We start from the raw sequence: 25,314 nt of genomic DNA on the forward strand, positions 1-25,314 counted from the left end.
ATAAAATTTCACTAACTATGTCATTTGATACACAAGCACTCATACTTTCACTCAAGCTTGCCTTGTGTACTTTGTTATTTTTAATTCCGTTTGGCATATGGGCTGCTTATCAACTGGCGCATAGTAAGAAAAATAAATCATTGCTAGAAGCATCACTTGCTCTACCACTCGTATTGCCACCCACTGTTCTTGGTTATTACCTACTCGTTACATTTAGCGGTGTTCAATTATTTAACCAACCATTGGTCTTCACATTTACAGGTCTTGTAATTGCATCGATTATTTTTAATTTACCTTTTGCAATTCAACCGATTCAACGCGCGTTCGAAGCAATTCCACTGGAAATTAATGAAGCTGCAAAATGCAGTGGCCTCAATCGTTGGCAAGCATTCAAGCTTATACAACTACCTCTTGCGTGGCGAGGCATCATCAGTGCTGCTGTAATGACATTTGCGCACACCCTCGGAGAATTTGGCGTGGTCTTAATGATTGGTGGATCCATTCCTGGAGAAACCAAAACCATCGCAATCTCAATATATGACAGCGTGCAAAACATGGATAACTCCGGCGCTGCCATGATGTCCTTGGCATTGTTAATCACATCATTACTAGCAATCACCTTGAGCTATCAACTCACCAACCAGAAGAAGGTGCGCTAATGCTCAAAGTCAACATACACCGCCAAAAAGATTTTCCAATCAACATTCAGTTCGCATGTGATTTGGGTGAACTGCATGTTTTAGTTGGCCCATCTGGCAGCGGTAAAACTACTGCACTAAGAAGCCTTGCAGGTCTATCGGATGTTAGCGGCTTAATTCAATGTCAAGATCAGGTTTGGCTCGATACCACCCAAAAGATTTGCGTACCAACAGAAAAAAGATCTGTTGGGTTTTTATTTCAGCAATACGCTCTTTTTCCACATCTAACAGTTTTAGAAAATGTCTGTATTCCACTGATTGCTAGACAAGTTTCTTCGAGTGATGAAGGGCATCGTTGGTTAAAACGATTACGAATCGCAGATTTAGCGAATCGTTACCCTCATGAAATCTCTGGCGGTCAACAACAACGCGTTGCACTTGCACGCGCATTAGCGCGCGACCCCAAATTACTTTTATTAGATGAGCCATTTTCAGCAGTGGATGCCCCGACTCGTCAAAATTTATACGAGGCACTATCTGAGTTGCGTCAAGCAGTGTCCTTACCAATCATCTTAGTCACTCACGACCTTAATGAAGCGATTCGCTTGGGTGACAAAATCACCGTGATTGACAATGGCGTGAGCTTACAAACATCAGCACCCCAACAACTCTTAGACAAGCCACGCAATGCGCGCGTTGCAGAATTAGTAGGTAGCCCGAATTTATTCCGTGGCATTTTTGAGTCAGGCGTGCTCAGTTGGGGTCAAGCAGGTCTAAAACTTTTTGTTAAAGACAAAGGCAAGATTAAAAAACCTACCGATGTGGCATGGGTGATTCCGAGTCACTCCATTGAAGTCATTAACTCTGATCAAGATACACATAGTTACAAAAACAATCTAATTGACTGCGAAGTTATTCGAGTTCGACAATTGGGTCAAATTGCTGTGATTTATTGGCAAGTCAAAGGATGTGATGATCAAATAGTCTGGCAAGCATCATCTAATGAGCTAAAAAGATTAGGTATCACTATTGGGGCTCATAAGAAGATTTATCTGGACCCCGATCAAATTCATATCATGCCAATTAACCCAGAACTCATTAAATAATCACATGGGGTTTTATGAAGATGAATAAGCGCAGAAATATCCTCAAATTAACTTTAGGCGCTGCAGGTTTACTCGTCTTACCTCAAGCAATTGAATTAGCCAAGGCAACCGAGGACTTCATCAAAGGTCCAAAAGTTAAAGATCACCCGATTAAACAATTGAGTAAGCATGTTTGGATGATCTATTCACCAGATGGCTTTCCTACCGCCGAGAACCAAGGCATGATGGCCAATATCACTTTTGCTATCACCTCTAAAGGTGTGGTGGTGTTAGACAGCGGCGCATCTGTTCAGATTGGTGAGATGGCGATTCGGATGCTCAAAACGGTGACCAAACAGCCAGTAGTTGCCATCTTTAACTCTCACTATCATGGCGATCACTTTTTAGGTAACCAAGCGTTCATTGATGCCTATGGGCCAATGCCTATTTATGCACACCCCTACAGCCTTGAACAAATCAAAGGGATTGAAGGTAATACTTGGCGCAGCCTGATGGAACGTTGGACGAATCAAGCCACGGTAGGCACCAAAGTCATTCCACCAACACACCCTGTCAAACATGGCGATGTATTTAACTATGGTGATGTGACCATCAAGGTTCATCACTATGGTGTAGCTCACACCCCGGGTGATATTTGCATAGAAGTTGTTGAAGATAAAGTCACTCATGTTGGTGACATTGCCATGGACCAAAGAATTGCCAATATCGATGATGGCTCTTATGTCGGCACCTTCAAAACATACAAAGCTCTTTTTGAATCAGCCGGCCAACAGCTATGGATCCCCGGTCATGGTCACGCCAAAAAAGAACTACTCAATGAGTACGGTACGTTTTTAGCTGGCATCTATGAAACCTGCGTTCAAGCAGTGAAGGACGGCATTGACCCAAGCACTGCAAAAGGATTGGTTTTGAAAGACCCTCGCGTGATTAAGTATGCAAAAAATACCAAAGGGTTTGAAGCGAACATTGGCAAATATGTGAGCTTGGCTTATCTAGAAGCAGAAAAGGAAGCTTTTTAAGCTTCCTTTTTTGAATCTAACTCATTGTTAGAAAAACAATTAGCCCTTTAAGCCGGCCAATAAATCGTTTTTTATATCTTCGATATTTTCTAGACCAACTGCAATACGCACCAAACTATCAGTGATACCAGCTGCAGCACGCGCTTCTGGTGTTACGCGCACATGCGTTGTCGTAGCAGGATGCGTGATGGTTGTTCTAGTGTCACCCAAGTTAGCCGTGATTGATAACAATTTTGTGCCATCAATCACCTTCCATGCAGCCTCTTTGCCACCTTTGAGCGTGAATGACAAAATAGGACCACCCATTTTTTGCTGGGCTTTGGCTAACTCATACTGCGGATGAGACTTCAAACCAGGATGGTAAACACGCTCAACAGTTGGTTGCTTTTCTAACCACTGGGCCAACTCTAGCGCCGATTGACTTTGCTTTTCGACTCTTAAGTTGAGAGTTTCTAAACCCTTCAAAATCACCCACGCATTGAATGCCGATAAGGTTGGACCTGATGTACGCACGTACGGGAAGACTTTACCTAAAATAAATTCTTCTGTACCAACAACAGCACCACCCAACACACGACCTTGGCCATCCAAGTACTTGGTCGCCGAATGAATCACCACATCGGCACCGAGTTCAATCGGTTTTTGCAAGGCAGGCGTGCAAAAGCAGTTATCCACTACATATAGCGCATTAGCAGCTTTTGCAATTTTTGCTATCCCGGCAATGTCCGCCACTTCCGTCAATGGGTTTGATGGGGTTTCCAAATAAAACAGTTTGGTGTTTGGCTTGACCGCAGCTTTCCATGAGCCAAGATCAGACATATCCACATAGGTGGTTTCAATGCCGAACTTACCCAAAATAGCAGTGAACAACTGAATCGTCGCGCCAAATACAGAGCGCGAACAAACAACATGATCGCCAGCTTGCAAATGTGACATCGCCACAGTCATGATGGCTGACATGCCAGAAGATGTCGCGATACAAGCCTGACCACCCTCCATCGCCGCCAAGCGATCTTGGAACATTGCAACAGTTGGATTGGTAAACCTTGAATAGATAAAACCTTTTTCAGCATTTGCAAAGCCATGAGCTGCATCAGCAGCACTGTCAAAGCAAAAACTAGAGGTCAAAAACATTGCCTCAGAATGTTCATTAAATTCTGTACGACGAACACCTGCCCTAACACCCAAGGTGTCAGTTTGCAGATTTTTAATATCTAGAGGTGCTCTTTTTTTATCGCTCATAACTCAATACTACTCTTGAGAAGCCAAATGTAAATGTAATTGTGATCTTGCCAAATCAGAACCCTCGGCTTGCTGACGGTCCGCCAAAGACTTAGGCGTATTGCGAGAAGCCTCTAGAGCGTCCAAATACGACTCTGTGATGTCACCTGTAATGTACTGACCATCAAAGCAAGAAGCATCAAAATTAGCAATAGCTGGGTTGATATCACGCACAGCTTTTTTAAGATCTTCAACGTCTTGATAAATCAGCTCATCAGCACCAATCAACTTGGTGATTTCATCGTGCGTACGGCCATAGGCTACCAACTCGCTACGTGTTGGCATATCAATACCATACACGTTAGGGAATCGTACAGGAGGCGCTGCTGAGGCAAAAATAACTTTCTTAGCGCCCGCATCACGTGCCATTTGCACAATCTCGTATGAAGTCGTGCCACGCACAATTGAGTCGTCAACGATCAAGACATTCTTATCCTTGAACTCTAAGCGCATCGCATTGAGTTTTTGACGTACTGACTTTTTGCGCATCGCTTGGCCAGGCATGATGAAAGTACGGCCCACATAACGATTCTTAAAGAATCCTTCGCGGTATGGCACACCCAATAACTTCGCCACTTGCATAGCAGCCGGACGACTTGAATCAGGAATTGGCATGACCACGTCAATTTGCGAAACATCTGTCTCACGAGCAATTTTTTCAGCCAAGTAATTACCCATCAATAAGCGTACGTCATACACCGTCACGCCATCAATACATGAATCAGGTCTAGCCAAATACACATACTCAAAAATACATGGGTTCAAACGCGCATTCTCAGCACACAACTTGCTTTGGAACTGACCATCCACACCGATGAAGATAGCTTCACCAGGAGCTACGTCTCTGACAAATTTAAAACCTAAACCTTCCAATGTCACTGACTCAGAAGCCACCATCCACTCAGGGCCTTGCGCTGTATCCAAGCGACCAATACAAAGTGGACGAATACCAAATGGGTCTCTAAAAGCTAATAAACCGTAACCAGAAATCAAAGACACAACCGCGTAAGAACCTTTCAAACGCTTATGCACTTCGCTCACCGCTGCAAAAGCAGCACCCGCATCAAGAGCAATACTATTAGTGGCACGTTGCAACTCATCAGCCAAAACGTTCAACAAAACTTCTGTATCTGAATTCGTATTGATGTGACGGCGATCGCGATAGAACATCTCATCACGCAAAGCTGGTGCATTGGTTAGATTGCCGTTGTGAGCCAAGATAATGCCAAATGGGGCATTCACATAAAAAGGTTGCGCCTCTTCTTCACTGCTTGCTGATCCAGCAGTTGGGTAACGTACCTGACCAATACCAGCATTACCTGGCAAGCTACGCATATTGCGCGTACGGAACACATCACGCACCATGCCATTGGCTTTGTGCATGCTAAATGAACTGCCATTCATGGTAGCAATACCTGCTGCATCTTGACCGCGATGTTGCAATAGCAACAATGCGTCATATAGCAACTGATTTACTGGACTATTGCCTACTGCACCGACAATCCCGCACATATCAAACCTCTATCTTTTTAAAACTTACTTCCTCAACTGCTCAGACACCTGAGCAGCCCACTCATCTGGTAACCATGCCTGTGCCATGCCAGTCAACAATTCGACCGCAGGCAAACTCCAAGCTTTACGCCATTCTGTTGTTTGAGAAAGACTGGTTAAAACAATCAGACTGCTCAAAATAACAACAATTAATAAACCTCTTAACAAGCCAAATGCAAAACCCAATAATCGATCCATTGGGCTTAAACCTGCTTGTTGCATGATTTTTGCCAAAAAGCGCCCAATCAAGGCACACACAATCATGGTCAAAATAAATAAGATCACAAAGCCCAATGCCAATTGGGTCATCTCACCGCCAGGAACTCCAGTTAACCATTCATGAGCCAACCAAGTGGCGTAGTGATAAGAAATCCATGCTGCAGCCACCCACCCCACTAAAGCCAACACTTCTCGCACTAAACCACGCCACACACCCACTAAAGATGAAATAACTAGGATGGTGAAGAAGGCGATGTCGACAAGTGTGAAATGTAGGTTCATGTTATCTGCGCCCGTCTATTCACTCAGACTTCTGCTCGATGATCTTCGGACTCAGACCAACGTATTTGATTTTCTTTTCCGCAGCTTCAGCAGCCGCTCGGTCGCCGTAAGGACCTGATCTCAACAAATGCAACTTACCACCGTCTTTGCCAGGTCTGACATCAACATAGGTAGATACTTTTTGTTCATTTAATTTCTTCTGCCAGTTTTTCACGCGGTCTTCTGATGCAAATGCGCCGATTTGCACAATGTATTTGCCACTGTGACCAGTGTTTGCTGCGGGAGTAGATTTTCTATCCTCAAGAATCGATAAAACCTCTTCACCCTTGTCTAAAGTTTTAGCGACAGGTGCTGGCTTATCTGATTTGGATTCTTCTTTTTTGGTGTCTTTGTTGGCTGCAGCAGTTTCAGTGCGAGCTTCTTCTGGTTTTGGATCAGATTTCTTCTCTTCTTTAGCACCTGGCTGAATAATTTGAATCGCAATATCGTTGTTGTATTGCTTAGGCTTTGAATCAAAAATAATAGGTAGACCAGCAACAGCAACTGTGACCAAAAATATCGCACCAATTAGTCGGTGTCGGGCGCGTTGACGCTCAGGATCTTCAGTCAGGCCATCTTCAACTGGCGTGTTGTTTTTGGTACTTGGGCGGTTAAAGAATGGTAGGCGCATTAGCTAAATTGTCAGGTCAAAGTTGTGTCATCGTTAATGAGCTTTTGCATTTCGATAGGCCAACACACCAGCAACGGTATAGAAGGATCCGAATACCGTAATTCTATCACCCTCGCCCGCCTTTTTTAGCGCAGCTTGGTATGCTAATTCAGGACTTGCAAATACTTCTATGCCTGAATCCTTACCCTCTTTAAACCCTAAGTCCCTCAACTGCTTGGCCAAAGCCTCGCCTGTGGCAGCTCTGGCTGTCGGCAAGTCGCAAAAATACCAAAAATCAATCTTATCCAACATGGGTTTCATGACCCCTTGGATGTCTTTATCTGCCATCGCACCAAACACAGCAATGGTGTATGGGTGATACGCCATATTCTCTAAATTTTGAGCTAATGCGGCACTCGCATGAGGATTGTGGGCAACGTCTAGGATGATGGTCGGCTGGCCTGGCAGCACCTGAAAACGACCTGGCAATTCAACCCAAGCCATGCCATTCCTAATCTCTTGAGCCCCTACTGGCAAACGATCCCTAACCGCCATCAAAGCGGCTATCACTGCTGAGGCATTAAGTAACTGGTTCGCACCCCGCAAAGCTGGATAACCTAAACCTGAAAAACGTTTACTACGGCCCGCCCAACCCCACTGCTGTTTATCACCCTGAAAGTTGTAGTCACGTCCCATCAACCATAAATCAGCCCCAATAGCATTCGCATGATCAACCAACGACTGTGGGGGCACAGGGTCACCGCATACTGCAGGCTTACCAGAGCGGAAGATGCCCGCTTTTTCAAAAGCGATTTTCTCTCTGGTATCTCCCAGGTATTCCATATGATCCATATCGATGCTGGTCACAATCGCACAATCAGCATCAATGATGTTCACAGCGTCTAATCGTCCACCTAAACCTACTTCTAGAATCACTGCATCCAAACCTGCTTGCGAAAATAAATGCATGATCGCCAAGGTAGTGAACTCAAAGTAAGTCAAACTTGGTGGATTAGGTAAAGAAGCTCTAGCGTTTTCAACGATTGCAAAATGTTTTAGCAATAACTCATCGCTCACCGCTTCGCCACCCACGCGTGCACGCTCATTGAACTTTAAGAAATGTGGTGAGGTGTGACAACCAACCTTGTAAGAGGCGGCCAAAAGAATGCTCTCAAGTAAGGCGCAGGTTGAACCCTTGCCATTGGTGCCACCCACAATAAAGACTGTGGCAGCCATTTGTAATTGCAGAGCTTCTTTGACACGATTGATACGCTCCAAGCCCATATCAATCCCTACTGGGTGCGCATTTTCTAAATGACGCAACCAATCATCTAAATTGTCAAACGTGGCAGACAAGTGGGTAACTAAGAAGCTTAGGCGACTGAATCACTAGGTTGCTTTAACAACAACGCTAGTAGGTCAGCAATTTCTTTACGCATATTGCGACGATCAACGATCATGTCGATGCCACCTTTTTGCATCAAGAACTCAGAGCGCTGGAAGCCCTCTGGTAATTTTTCGCGAACAGTTTGCTCAATCACGCGTGGCCCCGCAAAACCAATCAAAGCTTTCGGCTCAGCCATCACCACATCACCCATGAAGGCAAAGCTTGCTGAAATACCACCCATGGTTGGGTCTGTTAATACGCTGATGTATGGCAACTTGGCATGCGCCAACTTCACCAACATGGCATTTGTTTTTGCCATTTGCATTAATGACAACAAACTCTCTTGCATACGCGCACCACCAGTGGCGCTGATACAAATGAAAGGAACTTTTTGCTCTAGAGCTGTTTGGGCACCGCGCACAAAACGCTCACCCACTACAGAGCCCATCGATCCACCCATGAACTCAAACTCAAAACAAGCCACCACAACTGGAATCGTATGAATAGCACCTGACATCACTACCATCGCATCTGTTTCACCAGTGGTATCGATGGCGTCTTTTAAACGGTCTGGGTATTTTTTAGTATCTCTGAACTTCAGAGCATCCACTGGCAAGACTTCTTGGCCAATCTCATGGCGACCTTCTAGATCCAATAATTTATCTAGGCGCTGACGAGCATTGATGCGCATGTGATGATCACATTTTGGGCAAACATGGAGATTTGCTTCAATGTCATTGCGGTAAAGCACTGCCTCACAAGATGGGCACTTGACCCACAAGCCCTCAGGAACGCTCTTACGTTGCGCAGGGTCCGTATGTTGAATACTTGGCGGTAGTAATTTATCGATCCAGCTCATATTTATTGGTCCAAAGCCTTGCGGATGTCTTTTAGGAAATTCTCTAGGGATTGTACTCTTTGTGAACTAGGGGTTTCCTCTAATAATTGCACAATTCTGCTACCAATTACCACTGCATCCGCTGTCTGCCCTACAGCCACGGCTGACTGGGCATCTCTGATACCAAAACCAACCGCAATAGGCACCTCAGAAGCAGCCCTGATTTGAGGAATAATGCTCGCAACTGCCTTGGTATCCAAATTAGCCGCCCCAGTAACCCCTTTTAGGGAAACGTAGTAAATGTAGCCAGCCGCTACCTTACCAACCTGATCAATACGCTCTTGTGATGACGTTGGCGCCAACAAGAAAATAGGATCAATGCCCGCTTGTTTGCATTGGTGCGCAAAATCTTCGCATTCCTCGGGTGGGTAATCCACCACCAAGACACCATCAACACCCGCATCTTTGGCAGTTTTGACAAATACTTCTGTGCCCATGTGTTCGATTGGATTGGCATAACCCATCAAAACAATCGGAGTATGGTCATTGGTTTGACGGAACTCTTTGACGATTTCAATGCAATGCTTGAGTGTTGTGCCATGAGACAAAGCACGCTCAGACGCTCTCTGAATCACTGGGCCATCAGCCATTGGATCAGAGAAAGGTACTCCCAACTCAATCACGTCAGCACCACCACGCACCAAGGCATGCAGTAACTCCAAAGTAAGACCTGGCTCAGGATCACCTGCCGTGATGAACGGTACTAAACCTTTACGACCTTGTGCTTTTAACTCAGCAAATACTTTTGCAATTTTTGACATCGATATTCCTAAAACTTCAAACCTGATTCTTGCGCAACTGTGTGCATGTCCTTATCACCACGGCCTGATAAGTTGACCAAGATAGTTTTATCTTTCGGCAAAGTAGGTGCTAATTTGCAAGCATATGCAATCGCATGGCTACTTTCTAATGCAGGAATGATGCCCTCAATGCGGCAGCAATCATGAAACGCCTTGAGCGCCTCATCATCAGTCACCGCCACATAGTCAGCACGCTTAGAGTCTTTTAACCAAGCATGCTCAGGACCAACACCTGGGTAGTCCATACCAGCAGAAACTGAATGTGTTTCAGCGATCTGACCATTTTCATCTTGCAATAGATACGTGCGATTGCCGTGCAATACACCTGGTGTGCCTGCAACCAACGCAGCAGAATGCTCTTTGGTATTTAAACCATGGCCTGCTGCCTCCACACCAATTAATTGAACACCTGGAACATCAATGTATGGATAGAAAATACCCATGGCATTGGAGCCACCACCCACGCAAGCCATCACGTAGTCTGGTTGGCGCCCAGTCATTTCTGGCATTTGTACTTTGCACTCTTCCCCAATCACACTCTGAAAATCTCTAACCATCATCGGATAGGGATGAGGTCCAGCCACCGTACCAATGATGTAAAAAGTGGTTTCTACATTGGTAACCCAGTCACGCATCGCTTCGTTCAAAGCATCCTTGAGTGTTTTTGTACCTGACTCAACCGGCACTACTGTGGCGCCCAATAATTTCATGCGATAAACGTTTTGCGCTTGACGAGCCACGTCTACGGCGCCTTGATAAACCACACACTCCAAACCAAAACGCGCACAAATGGTGGCAGTTGCTACACCATGCTGCCCTGCACCTGTCTCAGCAATGATGCGCTTCTTACCCATGCGCTTAGCCAACATTGCCTGACCAATCACATTGTTAATTTTGTGAGCCCCGGTGTGATTCAAGTCTTCACGCTTCAAATAGATTTGCGCACCACCTAACATCTCACTCCAACGTTTGGCGTGATAAACAGGTGATGGACGACCCACAAAGTGTTTTAGCTCTGAGTGGAACTCAGCTAAGAATTCTGGATCGTGTTGGTATTTGGCATAGGTTTCTTTGAGCTCATTTAATGCATACATCAATGTCTCAGAAACAAACACGCCACCATAAGGCCCGAAATGACCTCTTACATCTGGAAAATCATACATAGTCTTAACCTCTACACGGCTTGGGTGCCTAGATTGGCACCACGAACTACTTCAACAAACGCCTTCATTAATTCAGGGCTTTTTTGACCTTTAGCTGCTTCAATACTGCTAGAAACATCCACAGCACAAGGTTTAAGGTGCGAGATTCCCTCGACCACGTTGTGCGTGTTCAATCCACCACTCAAAACGACCCGATGCGCGTTTTCTTTTGCCCATAGTTCCGGTATCAAAGACCAATCGAATACATGCCCGCCCCCACCGTAGCCCTCAACGAAGGCGTCCAGTAAAAAACCGGCTGCTTTGGCATATTGTAGAGAAAAATCAGAAAGGTTGAAGCCTGGCTTAATTCTGGCTGCTTTCATCCAAGGCATACCCTCGGCAATCTCTTCACAGCGACCAGGAGACTCATCCCCATGAAACTGCCATAAAGTCATTGGCACACGGTCTTTGATCCTTTTAACCTCTTCATCCGTTGGATTGACCACCAAAGCGACCGCATCTATTCCGCCTGGCATACGACCAATTAGAGCTGCCGCCATCTCTGGGCTCACATACCTTGGGCTGGGCTCATAAAAGACGAATCCTAGGGCATCCACTCCTAAGGCAACAGCTGCATCCACATCTGAAGAACGAGTAAAGCCACAGAACTTAATCCGGGTTTTATCAGGTGTGTGTTTTAACAGGCCCACTTCAACTTACCTCAATTGACTTAAATAGCTCTAATGGCAAAAGACTACCCGCCAAATTAGGCTCAGGAATCTCAAAATTTTCCGGATATCCTACCCTAATCAGGTACAAACCATCAGGCATGTATGTTGGAGCCGCTAATTGACGATTGCGCGCCTCTAGAACACTCTTTAACCAATCAGGACTTTCTTTACCAGAACCCACCGCCAACAAGCTACCAACTAAGTTTCTAACCATGTGGTGTAAAAAGGCATTACCTCTGACCACAAAGTAAATCCATGGGCCATGCTGATGGATATCCAACTGATACAGTGTTTTAACCGGTGTTTTGCTCTGGCACTCAGAAGACCTAAAAGAACTAAAGTCATGCTCCCCCAGTAAACATTGACTAGCTTTACGCATCGCCTCTACATCAAGACTCTTACCCTGAGGCAACATGTAATAACCCGCCTTACCTGCCACCAAAGGTGCCGCACAAGGTCCTGTTAATAATGCATAACAGTAGGTTCGTTCAAATCCGCTAAATCTGGCATCAAAATCCACAGGTACAGGCTTGACCCATTGCACACTGATTGTTGCTGGCAAAAATGCATTGACACCCTTAACCCACGACAGGTCAGGTCGAACGATATCGGTATCAAAATGCACCACCTGCCCTAAGGCATGCACACCAGCATCTGTTCTGCCTGCAGTAATGGTATTAACTTTTGCGATGGCGGGGTCGCCGATAAATTTGACGAGCGCCGCCTCTAAATGATCTTGAACTGTTTGACCGCTGTGTTGAGTTTGCCAACCTGAGAAGGCGGCTCCGTCATATTGCAAACCCAGCGCTAGACGCATGGTGATCTTATGACGTGCGCTGATTGATTTCAGCTAATAATGAATTAGCTTGTATGGTCAGATCAGGATCGACCTGACTGCTCACTGCCAAAACTTCATCAATAGCCTGACGTGCTGCCACAAAATCTTCAATCGTGATGTAGGCACGAATCAAGTTCAATTTGACGCGCAGCGTTTCTGAAGTTGGTAACTCTGCGAGCGATGACACTGAAGTCTCTCTTGGCTTTGTATCAAGATTCAAATCCAATGAAGCGAATAACTTGGCGGCATGCTCAGGAACAGCAGCAGAATCCGCAGCCTTGGCTTTGGCAGCCTCATTGCGTGATAGTTTTAAAAGTACCCACAACGCAATCAAAATAAATACAGCTAAAACACCAGGACCTGCGTAGTCTTTCCAATCAGCAGGAGCTTTTACACCAGAGGCTTGATCACTACTTTGAATGAGTTTTTTAAGATCAGAAATATTTTTTTCTAATTCAACAATTCTTTGCTTGGCATCTGAAAGCGCTTTTTCTTGCACCAATAACTCTTCCATGCGACGCTTTGCTTCACCTTCTAATCCAGCTGCGGGACCTACCTTAAGGCGATCACCTGCAAGTTCAGGTTTAGAGATATCTGTTAGTGGCAAATTGGCCTGACCTGAACGATAGGCAGTATTGGCTGTAACAGCGATTTCTTTTGCCTCTTGCTTAGGCACACTTTGCACCATCGCCTTACTTGGTATTTTGAGCTCTGATCCAGCCATCAAGCGATGAATACTGCCGCCAGCAAAAGCTTGTGGATTAGCGCGGTAAAGCGCTATGAGAGCTTGATCTAAATTGGCATCATCAAAATCAGCCATGACTTTGGTTGCGATCTCAGTCAGCGTCTCACCTGACTTAACTTCTACCTTGGCTTGATCAGCCACCATCAAGGTGTAAACACGTCGCACTAAACCAGCAGACCAACGCAACTCAACCAATGCATCTAAGAAGACTTCATTAGGAGCAAGCTTTAGAACTTCATCAGAACTGATTTTGATAGCTACTGGCTCTTGCTTAGAACCTTTCACCAAACTCACTCGCAGTTGCGCTTGTGTAGCTGATGAAGTAATCCCCAAGCGTTGATACATCTCAGGACTGGCCAAAGCCGCCTGAATATCTTTCAAGGCATCAATTTCGCTTGGATTAACTTGAACCGCAATCTGCGCTACCAAGGGTTCACCCACTTTGGATTGGATAGTTAAATTACCCAGATTCAAAGCAAGTGCTTGCCCAGCAAATACTGCCAAGGCAAGACTAACTAGGTAGCGCGACGAGAACAAATTAACGCTCCAACAAAATACGCAACATGCGACGTAATGGCTCAGCAGCACCCCATAACAACTGGTCACCCACTGTGAACGCGCCTAAGTAATCAGGGCCCATTGCTAGCTTATGCAAGCGGCCTACTGGCACAGTCAAAGTACCTGTTACTGCTGCTGGTGTTAAATCTCTTTCTGTTGTTTCGCGATCGTTAGGTACCACTTTGACCCAGTCATTAGCACCAGCCAAAATGCCTTCAATATCACTTAACGGTACGTCTTTTTTCAACTTGATAGTTAGACCTTGTGAATGGCAACGCATCGCGCCAATACGCACACACAAACCATCAATAGGAATGCTGCCCGCAGAACGGAATGGTGCATTACCTAAAATCTTGTTGCACTCAGAGCCGCCCTTCCACTCTTCCTTGGTCTGACCGTGCTCAACAGGCACGTCAATCCACGGAATCAAGCTACCAGCCAATGCTGTGTTGCGGAAGTTCTTTTTAGGGAAATTAGCTGAACGCATTGTTTCTGCTACTTTGCGATCGATATCCAAAATAGCGGATGCAGGGTCAGCAAGCTCGGCTTTAACTGCATCATGCAAAGCGCCCATTTGAGAAAGCAACTCACGCATGTTTTGCGCACCAGCGCCAGAAGCCGCCTGGTAGGTCATGGCACTAACCCACTCAATCATGCCTTCGCGGAACAAACCACCCATGGCCATCAACATCAAGCTCACTGTGCAGTTACCACCCACCCATAAATTGCCACCTTTGGCAATTGCAGAGTCAATCACAGGACGATTAACTGGGTCCAAAATAATCACAGACTCATCAACCATGCGCAAAGCACTGGCAGCGTCAATCCAATGACCTTTCCAGCCAGTCGCACGGATTTTTGGATAAATCTCTTTGGTGTAATCACCACCTTGGCAAGTAATGATGATGTCGCAACGCTTTAGAGCATCCACATCGTCTGCAGAATAGAGTTTCTTTTCGTTCTTAGCCATGGCAGGAGCTGGACCGCCTGCGTTACTAGTACTAAAGAAAACTGGTTCGATCAAAGCAAAGTCACCTTCGTCCTGCATGCGCTGCATCAGAACGCTACCAACCATACCTCGCCAACCTACTAAACCAACTAATGGAGTTGCCATAACGACACCTATCAATAAAAAATTAAATTAGGGATATCTATCTTACAGAGCTTTTAAAACTGCCTCACCCATTTCACGGGTACCAACTAATTTGCAACCTTCAGTCTTAATGTCGCCCGTTCTAAAGCCTTGCGCTAAAACTTTTTGCACTGCTTGTTCAATACGGTCAGCTTGCTCTGCTTTACCCAAAGAGTAACGCAACATCATCGCAGCTGACAAAATCGTTGCCAAAGGATTAGCGACACCCTTACCAGCGATGTCCGGGGCTGAACCATGACTTGGCTCATACAAACCTTTGTTATTTTTATCTAATGATGCAGACGGCAACATACCGATTGAACCTGTCAACATCGCTGCCTCATCAGACAAAATGTCACCAAACAAGTTACCAGTTACGACCACGTCAAACGCTTTAGGCGCCTTCACTAATTGCATCGCAGCGTTATCCACATACATGTGGCTCAACTCAACGTCTGGGTACTCTTTGCCAATACGAGTCATGACTTCTTTCCACAACTGTGAAGTCTCTAGCACGTTAGCTTTATCAACGCTACACACGCGCTTGTGACGCTTTTGTGCAGCTTGGAATGCCACATGAGCAATACGCTCTACTTCAGGCTCGCTATAACGCATGGTGTCAAAACCTTCACGCGCACCTGGGAACAACCCGTCTGTTGCCGTACGAATACCTTTTGGTGAACCAAAGTAAATATCGCCATTTAGTTCACGCACGATCAAAATGTTCAAGCCAGCCACAATCTCTGGCTTTAAGCTAGACGCTTCAGTTAATTCTGGATAACAAATCGCTGGTCTTAAGTTTGCAAACAAACTCAAATGTTTGCGTAGACCAAGAATAGCTTGTTCAGGACGTAGTTCACGCGCCAAGGTGTCGTACTTCCAATCACCAACGGCACCAAACAAAATAGCATCCGCTTCTTTGGCAAGCTTTAGTGTGTCCTCAGGCAATGGATGACCTTTGGCTTCATAGCCAGCACCACCCACAGGGGCAGTTTCCATCTCAAAAGACTCGCCTAAGGCATTTAATACTTTTACTGCCTCAGCAACAATTTCTGGGCCAATGCCATCACCTGGCAATACTGCAATCTTCATGTAAAACCTTTAATCGGAAATTTAAGGAAGCTTCGTGCCCAACCAAGGCATGCGCAAGATACGCTCTGCTTCATAAGCCTTAATTTTATCGGCATGACGCAAAGTCAAACCAATATCATCAAGACCGTTGATCATGCAATATTTTCTAAATGGTGCAATATCAAAGTCATAGGCACGTCCATCAGGAGCAATTACCTGCTGCTTTTCCAAATCAATCGTTAATTGATAGCCATTAAACGCAAATGTCTCATTGAATAAATGGTCCACTTGCTGCGCTGACAAAACAATTGGCAACAAACCATTTTTGTAACAATTGTTAAAAAAGATATCTGCAAAACTAGGAGCAATCACTGCCCTAAAGCCATATTGCTCTAAAGCCCATGGGGCATGCTCACGTGAACTACCGCAACCAAAGTTTTGGCGCGCCAATAGAATGCTGCCACCTTTGTAACGCGATTGATTCAAGACAAAGTCAGGATTAATCGGACGAGCAGAACAATCTTGACCAGGTTCACCTTGATCTAAATAACGCCATTCATCAAAAAGATTTTGACCAAAGCCAGTTCTCTTGATTGACTTCAAGAACTGCTTTGGAATGATGGCATCTGTATCGACGTTCTCACGATCGAGCGGCACAACGATGCCTTGATGAACTGTGAACTTATCCATTATTTAACCGGTGTAACAACCACGCCTGAATTATCAGATTCGGTTTTTGAATCAGACTTCTTCGCTGTATTTTTATCAATCACCGTACCCAAGTTTTGCAAATCTTGGCCCAAACCTGAAATAGTGTTGCATGCAGCCAATCCAGAAATCATCAAAATGGCTACTGAGATTTTTAAAAGTTGTTTCATAGAGGTCTCCAATATTTTTAAGCTATTTTACGAACATCTACAAAGTGACCTTCTAGGGCAGCAGCAGCAGCCATAGCAGGACTTACTAAATGTGTTCTTCCGCCATTACCCTGGCGTCCTTCAAAGTTGCGATTAGAGGTCGATGCGCAACGCTCACCTGGCTCCAAACGGTCAGCGTTCATCGCCAAACACATTGAGCAACCTGGCTCACGCCACTCAAAGCCAGCAGCTTTAAATACTCGATCTAAACCTTCACGCTCAGCCTGCTCTTTTACCAAACCTGAACCAGGCACCACCATGGCTAAACGCACAGTTGGTGAAACTTTTTTAGCAATACGCTCAACTACTCTAGCTGCTGCACGAATATCTTCAATACGGCTGTTCGTGCAAGAACCAATAAATACTTTATCAACTGAAATTGATTCAATCGGCGTGTTTGGAGTCAAAGCCATGTAGGCCAATGCACGCTCCATCGCTTCACGCTTAACTGGATCTTTTTCTTTTTCAGGGTCAGGCACGCGATCATCAATCGACAACACCATCTCAGGAGATGTGCCCCAAGTTACTTGTGGCTTAATGTCCTCAGCGCGCAACTCAACCACGCGGTCAAATTGAGCACCTTGATCAGTATGCAAAGTTCTCCAGTACTGCAAAGCTTGACGCCATGCTTCACCTTCTGCAGGAGAATACGGACGACCTTTAACATAATTTATGGTGGTCTCATCAACTGCCACTAAACCTGCTCTTGCACCAGCTTCAATGGCCATGTTGCAAACAGTCATGCGACCTTCCATCGTTAAAGAACGAATCGCATCACCAGCGAACTCAATGGTGTAACCAGTACCACCCGCTGTACCAATTTTGCCAATAATCGCTAAAACGATATCTTTAGCAGAACAACCCAAAGGCAACTGGCCATCAACACGCACCAACATGTTCTTGCTCTTTTTCATGAGCAAAGTTTGTGTGGCTAATACGTGCTCAACTTCTGATGTACCAATACCAAACGCCAATGCGCCAAATGCGCCATGAGTACTTGTGTGAGAGTCACCGCAAACAACTGTCATGCCAGGCAATGTGGCGCCCTGCTCAGGGCCAATCACATGAACAATGCCTTGACGCTTGTCATGCATTTTGTATTGCGTAATACCAAATGCATCACAGTTTTGATCCAAGGTATCAATCTGTAAACGTGATACTGGATCTTTAATACCTTCAGAGCGATCAGTTGTTGGCACGTTGTGATCAGAAACCGCTAAGTTAGCTGAGTTTCTCCAAACTGGGCGGCTCGCTAAAGACAAACCCTCAAAGGCTTGAGGGCTTGTAACTTCGTGGAGCAACTGTCTATCAATGTAGAGGACGGTGGTCCCGTCCTCTTCTACATGAACAACATGGTCATCCCATAATTTGTCATACAACGTACGTGCCATTGATCTTCCTAAATTAACGCTTAGCGATTGGTGCCACTTGACGAGTTGGGCTACCAACGAACAATTGACGTGGACGGCCAATCTTGTACTCAGGATCAGTGATCATTTCCTCCCACTGAGAAATCCAACCTACTGTACGTGCTAGAGCGAAGATACATGTGAACATTTCTGTTGGGATGCCCAAAGCGCGTTGAACGATACCTGAGTAGAAGTCTACGTTTGGATAAAGTTTGCGGCTGACGAAGTATTCGTCTTCCAAAGCAATCTTCTCAAGAGTCATTGCCAACTTGAACAATGGATCATTTTCTAAACCTAATTCTTTAAGAACTTCGTAGCAAGTTTCACGCATCAATTTAGCGCGTGGGTCAAAGTTCTTGTAAACGCGGTGACCAAAGCCCATCAAGCGAACGCCTGAGTTCTTGTCTTTAACTTTAGCAATGAAGTCGTCGATCTTCTCAACGCCACCGTTTGCTTGAATCTCTTCCAACATTTGCAAGCAAGCTTCGTTAGCACCACCGTGAGCAGGACCCCACAAGCAAGCCACACCAGCAGCAATCGCTGCAAATGGGTTAGTACCTGAAGAACCAGCCAAACGCACTGTTGAAGTTGAAGCATTTTGTTCATGGTCAGCGTGCAATGTGAAGATGCGGTCCAAAGCGCGCACCAATACGTCATTCACTTTGTACTCTTCACATGGTGTTGCAAACATCATTTGCATGAAGTTAGCTGTGTATGAAAGGTCATTTCTTGGGTAAACAAATGGTTGACCTACTGAATACTTATAAGCCATCGCTACCAATGTTGGCATCTTAGCGATCAAACGAATTTGAGCCACTTCACGTTGCTTCGCATCGTTGATATCCAAACCATCATGGTAGAAAGCAGCCATTGCACCAACCAAACCTGTTAATACAGCCATTGGGTGTGCGTCGCGACGGAAACCGCGCAAGAAGAATTGCATTTGCTCGTGAACCATCGTGTGATGCATCACCAAGCTATCAAACTCTTTCTTTTGAGCTGCATTTGGCAACTCACCTTTTAACAATAAGTAGCAAGACTCTAAGAAGTCACAGTTAGTAGCCAAATCTTGGATTTGGTAACCGCGGTATAGCAACTCACCTTTATCGCCGTCGATATAAGTGATCTTAGAGTTACAAGAAGCTGTGGACATAAAGCCTGGGTCATAGGTGAACTTACCCGTTTGACCATAAAGCTTGCGAATATCAATAACGTCTGGACCCACTACACCTTTGTAGATAGGTAACTCAATGGCTGGTGTGCCATCTGAGAACGATAACGTGGCTTTTTCATTTGTGGCGTTCATTTTTCAATCCTTATACGCGTTTTTGGTATTAGCAAACAAGCAAGTTCTATTCCAGGCAACTACTTAGTTAGAAATTATTCTTTTCTAACAGGTCTCAACATGGCCAGGACACGTTGCACCCCCTGATTCGCAAGCTCCCCCTCCGGTTCCTTGCGACGTAGTAACAAGTCCATTAAGTCATTGTCACTTAGATCTAACAAACTATTGAGTGGCTCAAGGTCACTCTCTTCGATCTGATCATGGAAGCGCTCAAAAAAGCGCTCCATCATCAAATCATTTTCTAACAGACCTCGACGCGCACGCCAACGCAAGAGCGACAAGGTCTCTGATGATATCGGCATTAAACTGCTCTGCGAACCATCAACTCTTTGATCTTACCAATTGCCTTTGTAGGGTTTAATCCTTTTGGACATACGTCTACACAGTTCATGATGGTGTGGCAACGGAATAGACGGTATGGATCTTCCAAATTGTCTAAACGCTCACCAGTAACCTGGTCACGGCTGTCAGCAATAAAACGATAAGCTTGTAATAGACCAGCAGGTCCCACAAACTTGTCTGGGTTCCACCAGAATGATGGGCAAGATGTTGAGCATGAAGCACACAAGATGCACTCATACAAACCATCTAACTCTTCACGCTCTTCAGGGCTTTGTAAACGCTCTTTCTCAGGCGGTGGAGTTTCATTCACTAGGTATGGACGAATTGAGTGGTATTGCTTGAAGAACTGAGTCATGTCAACGATCAAGTCACGTACCACTGGCAAACCAGGTAGTGGGCGCAAAGAAATCTTCTTTGGCAATGTCAACATGTTAGTCAAGCAAGCTAAACCATTTTTACCGTTGATGTTCATCGCGTCTGAACCACAAACACCCTCACGGCAAGAACGACGGAATGACAAAGTCTCATCCATCTTCTTAAGCTTCATTAAGGCATCCAATAGCATGCGCTCTGAACCATCCAACTCAACCTCGTATGTTTGCATGCGTGGCGCAGCATCAACATCTGGATCGTAACGGTAGACTTCAAATATACGTGTATCGCTCATTTTTCTTCCTTAATAACTCTTAGAAGGTACGAACCTTAGGTGGAACGGATTCAACTGTTAGCGGAGTCAATTTGACTGGCTTGTAGTCGAGCTTATTACCTTCGCTGTACCAGAGAGTGTGCTTCATCCAGTTAACGTCATCGCGCTCTGGATGATCGTCATGAGCATGAGCACCACGGCTCTCTTTACGAGCAGCAGCAGAAACAATCGTTGCGTTAGCAGCCTCAATTAAGTTTTCCAACTCTAGCGCTTCAATACGTGCTGTATTGAATACTTTAGATTTGTCTTTGAGGTGAATGTTCTTCGCACGTGAAGTCAATTCATTGATCTTTGTAACGCCACCGTCCAACAACTCTTGTGTACGGAATACGCCGCAATGTTTTTGCATTGTGCTGCGAATATCGTTAGCAACGTCTTGTGTGTATTCACCAGAAGTTGAGCTATCCAATTTAGCCAAACGAGCTCTTGAGAAATCAGCTGCATTTTCTGGCAATGGCTTGTGCTCTTTTTGCTTCAACGCTGTTGAAACAACGTGGTTACCAGCAGCACGACCAAACACCAACAAGTCTAACAATGAGTTAGTACCTAGGCGGTTAGCACCGTGTACTGATACGCATGAGCACTCACCCATTGCGTAGAAACCATTGATAACTTCATTTGGATTGCCGTTCTTAGGCGCAACAACCTGACCATGAATATTCGTTGGAATACCACCCATCTGATAGTGAATAGTTGGTACAACTGGAATTGGCTCCTTGGTCACGTCAACGTTCGCAAAGTTAATACCGATCTCATAAACAGATGGCAAACGCTTGTGAATTGTTTCAGCACCGATGTGTGTCAAATCAAGAACAACGTAGTCACCGTTAGGGCCGCAACCGCGACCTTCTTTGATCTCTTGGTCCATTGAGCGTGAAACGAAGTCACGTGGTGCCAAGTCTTTCAAAGTTGGAGCATAACGCTCCATGAAACGTTCACCGTTCTTGTTACGCAAAATACCACCCTCACCGCGGCAACCCTCTGTCAAGAGAACGCCAGCACCAGCTACGCCAGTTGGGTGGAATTGCCAGAATTCCATATCTTCCAAAGGAACACCTGCACGAGCAGCCATACCCATACCGTCACCAGTATTAATGAAAGCGTTAGTAGAAGCTTGCCAAATACGGCCAGCACCACCAGTTGCAAACATCACGCACTTCGCTTCAAGAATGTGAAGTTCGCCTGTTTCCATTTCTAATGCAGTTACACCAACTACGTCACCTTCTGCATCACGGATGATGTCTAACGCCATCCACTCAACAAAGAAGTGTGTTTTAGCGCGAACGTTGCGTTGGTAAAGTGTGTGCAACAAAGCATGACCAGTACGGTCAGCAGCAGCACAGGCACGTTGAACAGCTTTTTCACCGTAGTTAGCTGTGTGACCACCGAACGGACGCTGATAAATCGTGCCATCAGGGTTACGGTCAAACGGCATACCAAAGTGCTCTAACTCATAAACAACTTTTGGAGCTTCACGACACATGAATTCGATCGCATCTTGGTCACCTAACCAGTCAGAACCTTTTACTGTGTCAAAGAAGTGATAGTGCCAGTTGTCATCACTCATGTTGCCCAAAGATGCGCCGATACCACCTTGCGCAGCAACTGTGTGTGAACGTGTTGGGAAAACCTTTGATAAAACGGCTACATTTAAACCAGCCTCAGCTAATTGCAATGATGCGCGCATACCGGCACCGCCGGCACCAACGATAACAACGTCAAAACGGCGACGAGGTACTGCTGTCTTAATGGCAGTCATTCGTTATACCCTCCAAAGGATTTGAGCGGTATAGCCAAGACATGCAATCAGCCATAACGCGGTTAATACGTGTAATGTCAAACGGATACCTACTGGCTTGATGTAATCCATCCAGATATCACGAATACCAATCCAAGCGTGGTAGAGCAAGCTCAAAATCGCCAAGAAAGTGATCAACTTCATGATTTGGTTTGCAAACAAACCAGACCATGCTTCATAAGTTGCATCACCTAATAGGAATGCCACCAACAAGATCAAAGTGAAAACGATCATGATCACAGCAGTAATACGCTGTAACAACCAATCTTTAAGACCGTAATGAGCACCTACAACTAAGCGCTTTGGTCCAACATTGTTATTAGCCATGGCTACTCCTTAAAACAAACCGAATAGCTTGGCTGCACAGACTGCTGCCAAACTTAAGCTGATCACTAAAACAGACACGGCTGATTTAGCTGAAGATGCCTTATCAATACCCTTGTGCAAATCAAGCATCAAGAAACGGATACCAGCACAGAAGTGGTGCAAATAAGCCCAAATTAAAGCCAAGATGATTAGCTTGATGATTGGATTTGCCAAAACAGCCTTAAATGTCTCAAAGCTGATTTCAGAAGTGATGCTTTTATCCAATAAATACAACACGAATGGAATCAAAACGAACATCAAAAGACCGCTTACACGGTGCAAAATTGATACCTTACCGGCCCAAGGCAAACGGTATTTCATCAAATCAAAAACATGAATATTTCTAAATTCTGGCATTTATGACCTCACTTGTATTTTTGCTGTACTGCAAAACCTTTCGATTTTATCGCTTAATTAACTTTCGTAAGTCTGACTTTTTAAAAAAAATTTCTTGTAATACATATAAATGCCTAAAACTTAAGCATTTACTTAGACATTTTTAATTCAGTTCATTCAAATAGTGGTGCGTAGAAGTCAAGTAAACAGCCTTACGCACCTCAACAGGGCGCTCTCCGTAGGTGAAAGAGACCCGCTCTACCGCCAAAAGAGGTGTGCCTATCTCAATACCTAGATGCTTGGCTGAAAGCTCGTCCGCAGCCACTGCCCTCAAACGCTCAGTGGCTCTAACCATGTGGGTTGCAAACTCAGTCTCAAAAAGTGCATACATCGGACCGCGCCAATCAACTAAACGTTCTGTTGTAAGGCCCTTAAACGTGGTGCCTGGCAACCAAATTTCTTCGTAAACCGTTGCTTCTTCAGAGAAAAATAGAATACGCTCGATCTGAACCACGGCATCCCCCGCTTTGAGATCCAATAGCTTGGCAATCTCAGCAGGAGCGCGCAAGCGCTTGCAGTCCAAAATCTTGCTTTTAGGGTAATGTGGTTCACCGTTATCGGGCACCAATCTCAAAAACCGGAAATGAACCCGATCTTCATGGTGCGTCGCCACAAATGTGCCCTTGCCTTGGCGTCTTACGAGTAAATTTTCGCTGGCCAACTCATCAATCGCCTTGCGAACCGTGCCCTGACTGACTTTAAAGCGTGCCGCTAGGTCGTTTTCGCTAGGAATAGCCTCGCCTGGTTTCCACTCACCAGCTTGCAAACTGCCCAAAATCAGTGCTTTGATCTGCTGATAAAGTGGGCTAAAGGTGGCGATTGTTTCGGTCATGACCATTATTTCATCACAAGCAAGGGGTTTTAGTCTAGAGACTTATGTCTTATATAAGACTATTTGACAGAAATAGTGCTAAAGACCTAAACTTTGTAGGATTTGCGTCAGGAGAATGGCGCAAGATACCCTTTTCATTTACTTTAAGCTCGGAGCAAACACATGGCAAAAGCCCCATTGCGTGTCGCCGTTACAGGCGCAGCCGGTCAAATCGGTTATTCACTACTATTCCGCATCGCTAATGGCGATATGTTGGGTAAAGATCAACCAGTGATTTTGCAATTATTGGAAATCCCTGACGAAAGAGCTCAAAAAGCTTTGACAGGCGTGATGATGGAGATTGACGATTGCGCATTCCCATTGTTGGCAGGCATGACAGCTCATAGCGACCCAATGACAGCGTTCAAAGATATTGACTACGCAGTTCTAGTAGGTGCACGTCCACGTGGCCCAGGTATGGAGCGTAAAGACTTATTGTCAGCAAACGCACAAATCTTCACAGCTCAAGGTAAAGCATTAAATGCAGTAGCTAAGCGCACTGTTAAGACATTGGTAGTTGGTAACCCAGCTAATACAAATGCTTATATCGCTATGAAGTCAGCTCCAGATCTACCAGCTAAGAACTTCACTGCTATGTTACGTCTTGACCACAACCGTGCTTTGTCACAGTTGGCAGCTAAGACTGGTAAAGCAGTTGCAGATATCGAGAAACTAGTTGTTTGGGGTAACCACAGCCCAACAATGTACCCTGACTACCGCTTTGCAACTATCGGCGGTCAATCAGTTAAGAGCATGATCAACGACGAAGAGTGGAACAAGAACACATTCTTGCCAACAGTTGGTAAGCGTGGTGCAGCAATTATTGATGCACGTGGTTTATCTTCTGCTGCTTCTGCTGCGAACGCTGCTATCGACCACATCCATGACTGGCACTGTGGCACAAACGGCAAGTGGGTAACAATGGGTATTCCATCTGACGGTTCATACGACATTCCTAAAGAAGTGATGTATGGCTTCCCAGTTACTTGCGAAAACGGCGAGTACAAGATTGTTCAAGGTTTAGAAATCGATGCGTTCTCACGTGAACGTATGAATTTCACATTGAACGAATTGACTGAAGAGCAAGACGGCGTAAAACACTTGCTCTAAGCAAGCA

At 45.2% G+C, this 25,314-nt stretch carries 27 protein-coding genes; 4 read left to right on the top strand and 23 right to left on the bottom strand.

Features of this window, described 5'->3' with window-relative positions; all coding sequences use genetic code 11:
* Positions 1-17 precede the first annotated feature (17 nt).
* From modB to CFR83_RS06860, 3 genes are read left to right on the top strand one after another with little or no spacing between them, the layout of a single operon-like run.
* Complete coding sequence (gene modB / locus CFR83_RS06850) at positions 18-659, top strand: molybdate ABC transporter permease subunit (protein WP_088813322.1); 642 nt, start codon at positions 18-20, stop codon at positions 657-659.
* Complete coding sequence (locus CFR83_RS06855; RefSeq protein WP_088813323.1) at positions 659-1,744, top strand: ABC transporter ATP-binding protein; 1,086 nt, start codon at positions 659-661, stop codon at positions 1,742-1,744. The genes modB and CFR83_RS06855 overlap by 1 nt, the downstream gene beginning before the upstream one ends.
* A 14-nt stretch (positions 1,745-1,758) precedes the next feature.
* Positions 1,759-2,763: an MBL fold metallo-hydrolase gene (locus CFR83_RS06860; protein WP_243383404.1), complete on the top strand. Its 1,005-nt coding sequence runs from the start codon at positions 1,759-1,761 to the stop codon at positions 2,761-2,763.
* A 39-nt stretch (positions 2,764-2,802) separates the two neighbouring features.
* Here CFR83_RS06860 and CFR83_RS06865 read toward each other — a convergent pair whose 3' ends face one another.
* The 23 genes from CFR83_RS06865 to CFR83_RS06975 form a co-directional block, all read right to left on the bottom strand.
* Positions 2,803-4,005 (bottom strand): O-succinylhomoserine sulfhydrylase, encoded by a 1,203-nt coding sequence (locus tag CFR83_RS06865; protein WP_088813324.1) that lies wholly within the window; start codon positions 4,003-4,005, stop codon positions 2,803-2,805.
* A 9-nt stretch (positions 4,006-4,014) separates the two neighbouring features.
* Positions 4,015-5,556, bottom strand: a complete 1,542-nt coding sequence (gene purF / locus CFR83_RS06870; RefSeq protein ID WP_088813325.1) for an amidophosphoribosyltransferase — start codon at positions 5,554-5,556, stop codon at positions 4,015-4,017.
* 24 nt (positions 5,557-5,580) lie between these two features.
* On the bottom strand, positions 5,581-6,096 hold the full coding sequence (locus CFR83_RS06875) for a CvpA family protein (protein ID WP_088813326.1): 516 nt from the start codon (positions 6,094-6,096) through the stop codon (positions 5,581-5,583).
* Positions 6,097-6,115: 19 nt separating this feature from the next.
* Entirely contained in the window at positions 6,116-6,766 is a 651-nt protein-coding gene (locus CFR83_RS06880) for an SPOR domain-containing protein (RefSeq protein ID WP_088813327.1), read from the bottom strand.
* 33 nt (positions 6,767-6,799) lie between these two features.
* A complete protein-coding gene (gene folC, locus CFR83_RS06885) occupies positions 6,800-8,101 on the bottom strand; it encodes a bifunctional tetrahydrofolate synthase/dihydrofolate synthase (protein ID WP_088813328.1) in 1,302 nt (433 codons plus the stop codon).
* A 17-nt stretch (positions 8,102-8,118) separates the two neighbouring features.
* On the bottom strand, positions 8,119-8,991 hold the full coding sequence (gene accD, locus CFR83_RS06890; protein ID WP_088813329.1) for an acetyl-CoA carboxylase, carboxyltransferase subunit beta: 873 nt from the start codon (positions 8,989-8,991) through the stop codon (positions 8,119-8,121).
* A gap of 2 nt (positions 8,992-8,993) precedes the next feature.
* Entirely contained in the window at positions 8,994-9,791 is a 798-nt protein-coding gene (trpA, locus tag CFR83_RS06895; protein WP_088813330.1) for a tryptophan synthase subunit alpha, read from the bottom strand.
* Positions 9,792-9,799: 8 nt separating this feature from the next.
* Entirely contained in the window at positions 9,800-10,993 is a 1,194-nt protein-coding gene (gene trpB / locus CFR83_RS06900) for a tryptophan synthase subunit beta (protein ID WP_088813331.1), read from the bottom strand.
* An 11-nt stretch (positions 10,994-11,004) separates the two neighbouring features.
* Positions 11,005-11,682: a phosphoribosylanthranilate isomerase gene (locus CFR83_RS06905; protein ID WP_088813332.1), complete on the bottom strand. Its 678-nt coding sequence runs from the start codon at positions 11,680-11,682 to the stop codon at positions 11,005-11,007.
* 1 nt (position 11,683) lies between these two features.
* Positions 11,684-12,520, bottom strand: coding sequence for a tRNA pseudouridine(38-40) synthase TruA (gene truA / locus CFR83_RS06910; protein WP_088813333.1), 837 nt, complete (start codon positions 12,518-12,520; stop codon positions 11,684-11,686).
* Between the two features lie 7 nt (positions 12,521-12,527).
* Positions 12,528-13,823, bottom strand: coding sequence for a FimV/HubP family polar landmark protein (locus CFR83_RS06915; RefSeq protein ID WP_088813334.1), 1,296 nt, complete (start codon positions 13,821-13,823; stop codon positions 12,528-12,530).
* A gap of 1 nt (position 13,824) precedes the next feature.
* The gene (asd, locus tag CFR83_RS06920) at positions 13,825-14,958 is read right to left on the bottom strand and encodes an aspartate-semialdehyde dehydrogenase (protein WP_088813335.1); all 1,134 of its coding nucleotides are present in this window, start codon (positions 14,956-14,958) and stop codon (positions 13,825-13,827) included.
* Positions 14,959-15,000: 42 nt separating this feature from the next.
* Positions 15,001-16,068, bottom strand: a complete 1,068-nt coding sequence (gene leuB / locus CFR83_RS06925; RefSeq protein ID WP_088813336.1) for a 3-isopropylmalate dehydrogenase — start codon at positions 16,066-16,068, stop codon at positions 15,001-15,003.
* Between the two features lie 21 nt (positions 16,069-16,089).
* Positions 16,090-16,737, bottom strand: coding sequence for a 3-isopropylmalate dehydratase small subunit (gene leuD / locus CFR83_RS06930; protein WP_088813337.1), 648 nt, complete (start codon positions 16,735-16,737; stop codon positions 16,090-16,092).
* Positions 16,737-16,925, bottom strand: a complete 189-nt coding sequence (locus CFR83_RS08400) for an entericidin (protein WP_088813338.1) — start codon at positions 16,923-16,925, stop codon at positions 16,737-16,739. The genes leuD and CFR83_RS08400 overlap by 1 nt, the downstream gene beginning before the upstream one ends.
* Before the next feature lie 17 nt (positions 16,926-16,942).
* The gene (leuC, locus tag CFR83_RS06940; protein WP_088813339.1) at positions 16,943-18,355 is read right to left on the bottom strand and encodes a 3-isopropylmalate dehydratase large subunit; all 1,413 of its coding nucleotides are present in this window, start codon (positions 18,353-18,355) and stop codon (positions 16,943-16,945) included.
* A gap of 13 nt (positions 18,356-18,368) precedes the next feature.
* On the bottom strand, positions 18,369-19,679 hold the full coding sequence (gene gltA, locus CFR83_RS06945; protein ID WP_088813340.1) for a citrate synthase: 1,311 nt from the start codon (positions 19,677-19,679) through the stop codon (positions 18,369-18,371).
* 74 nt (positions 19,680-19,753) lie between these two features.
* Entirely contained in the window at positions 19,754-20,020 is a 267-nt protein-coding gene (locus CFR83_RS06950; protein ID WP_088813341.1) for an FAD assembly factor SdhE, read from the bottom strand.
* Positions 20,020-20,727, bottom strand: a complete 708-nt coding sequence (locus CFR83_RS06955; protein WP_088813342.1) for a succinate dehydrogenase iron-sulfur subunit — start codon at positions 20,725-20,727, stop codon at positions 20,020-20,022. Before CFR83_RS06955 ends, CFR83_RS06950 begins: the two co-directional genes overlap by 1 nt.
* Positions 20,728-20,746: 19 nt before the next feature.
* Entirely contained in the window at positions 20,747-22,525 is a 1,779-nt protein-coding gene (gene sdhA, locus CFR83_RS06960; RefSeq protein ID WP_088813343.1) for a succinate dehydrogenase flavoprotein subunit, read from the bottom strand.
* A 3-nt stretch (positions 22,526-22,528) separates the two neighbouring features.
* A complete protein-coding gene (gene sdhD / locus CFR83_RS06965; RefSeq protein WP_088813344.1) occupies positions 22,529-22,891 on the bottom strand; it encodes a succinate dehydrogenase, hydrophobic membrane anchor protein in 363 nt (120 codons plus the stop codon).
* A 9-nt stretch (positions 22,892-22,900) separates the two neighbouring features.
* Entirely contained in the window at positions 22,901-23,287 is a 387-nt protein-coding gene (gene sdhC / locus CFR83_RS06970; protein WP_088813345.1) for a succinate dehydrogenase, cytochrome b556 subunit, read from the bottom strand.
* Positions 23,288-23,429: 142 nt separating this feature from the next.
* Positions 23,430-24,158, bottom strand: coding sequence for a GntR family transcriptional regulator (locus tag CFR83_RS06975; protein ID WP_243383405.1), 729 nt, complete (start codon positions 24,156-24,158; stop codon positions 23,430-23,432).
* Between the two features lie 162 nt (positions 24,159-24,320).
* On the opposite strand from CFR83_RS06975, the gene CFR83_RS06980 reads away from it, so the two are divergent.
* Complete coding sequence (locus tag CFR83_RS06980; protein WP_088813347.1) at positions 24,321-25,307, top strand: malate dehydrogenase; 987 nt, start codon at positions 24,321-24,323, stop codon at positions 25,305-25,307.
* The last annotated feature ends 7 nt before the right edge of the window (positions 25,308-25,314 follow it).

It is taken from the genome of Polynucleobacter victoriensis, assembly GCF_900187875.1.
Lineage (GTDB): Bacteria > Pseudomonadota > Gammaproteobacteria > Burkholderiales > Burkholderiaceae > Polynucleobacter > Polynucleobacter victoriensis.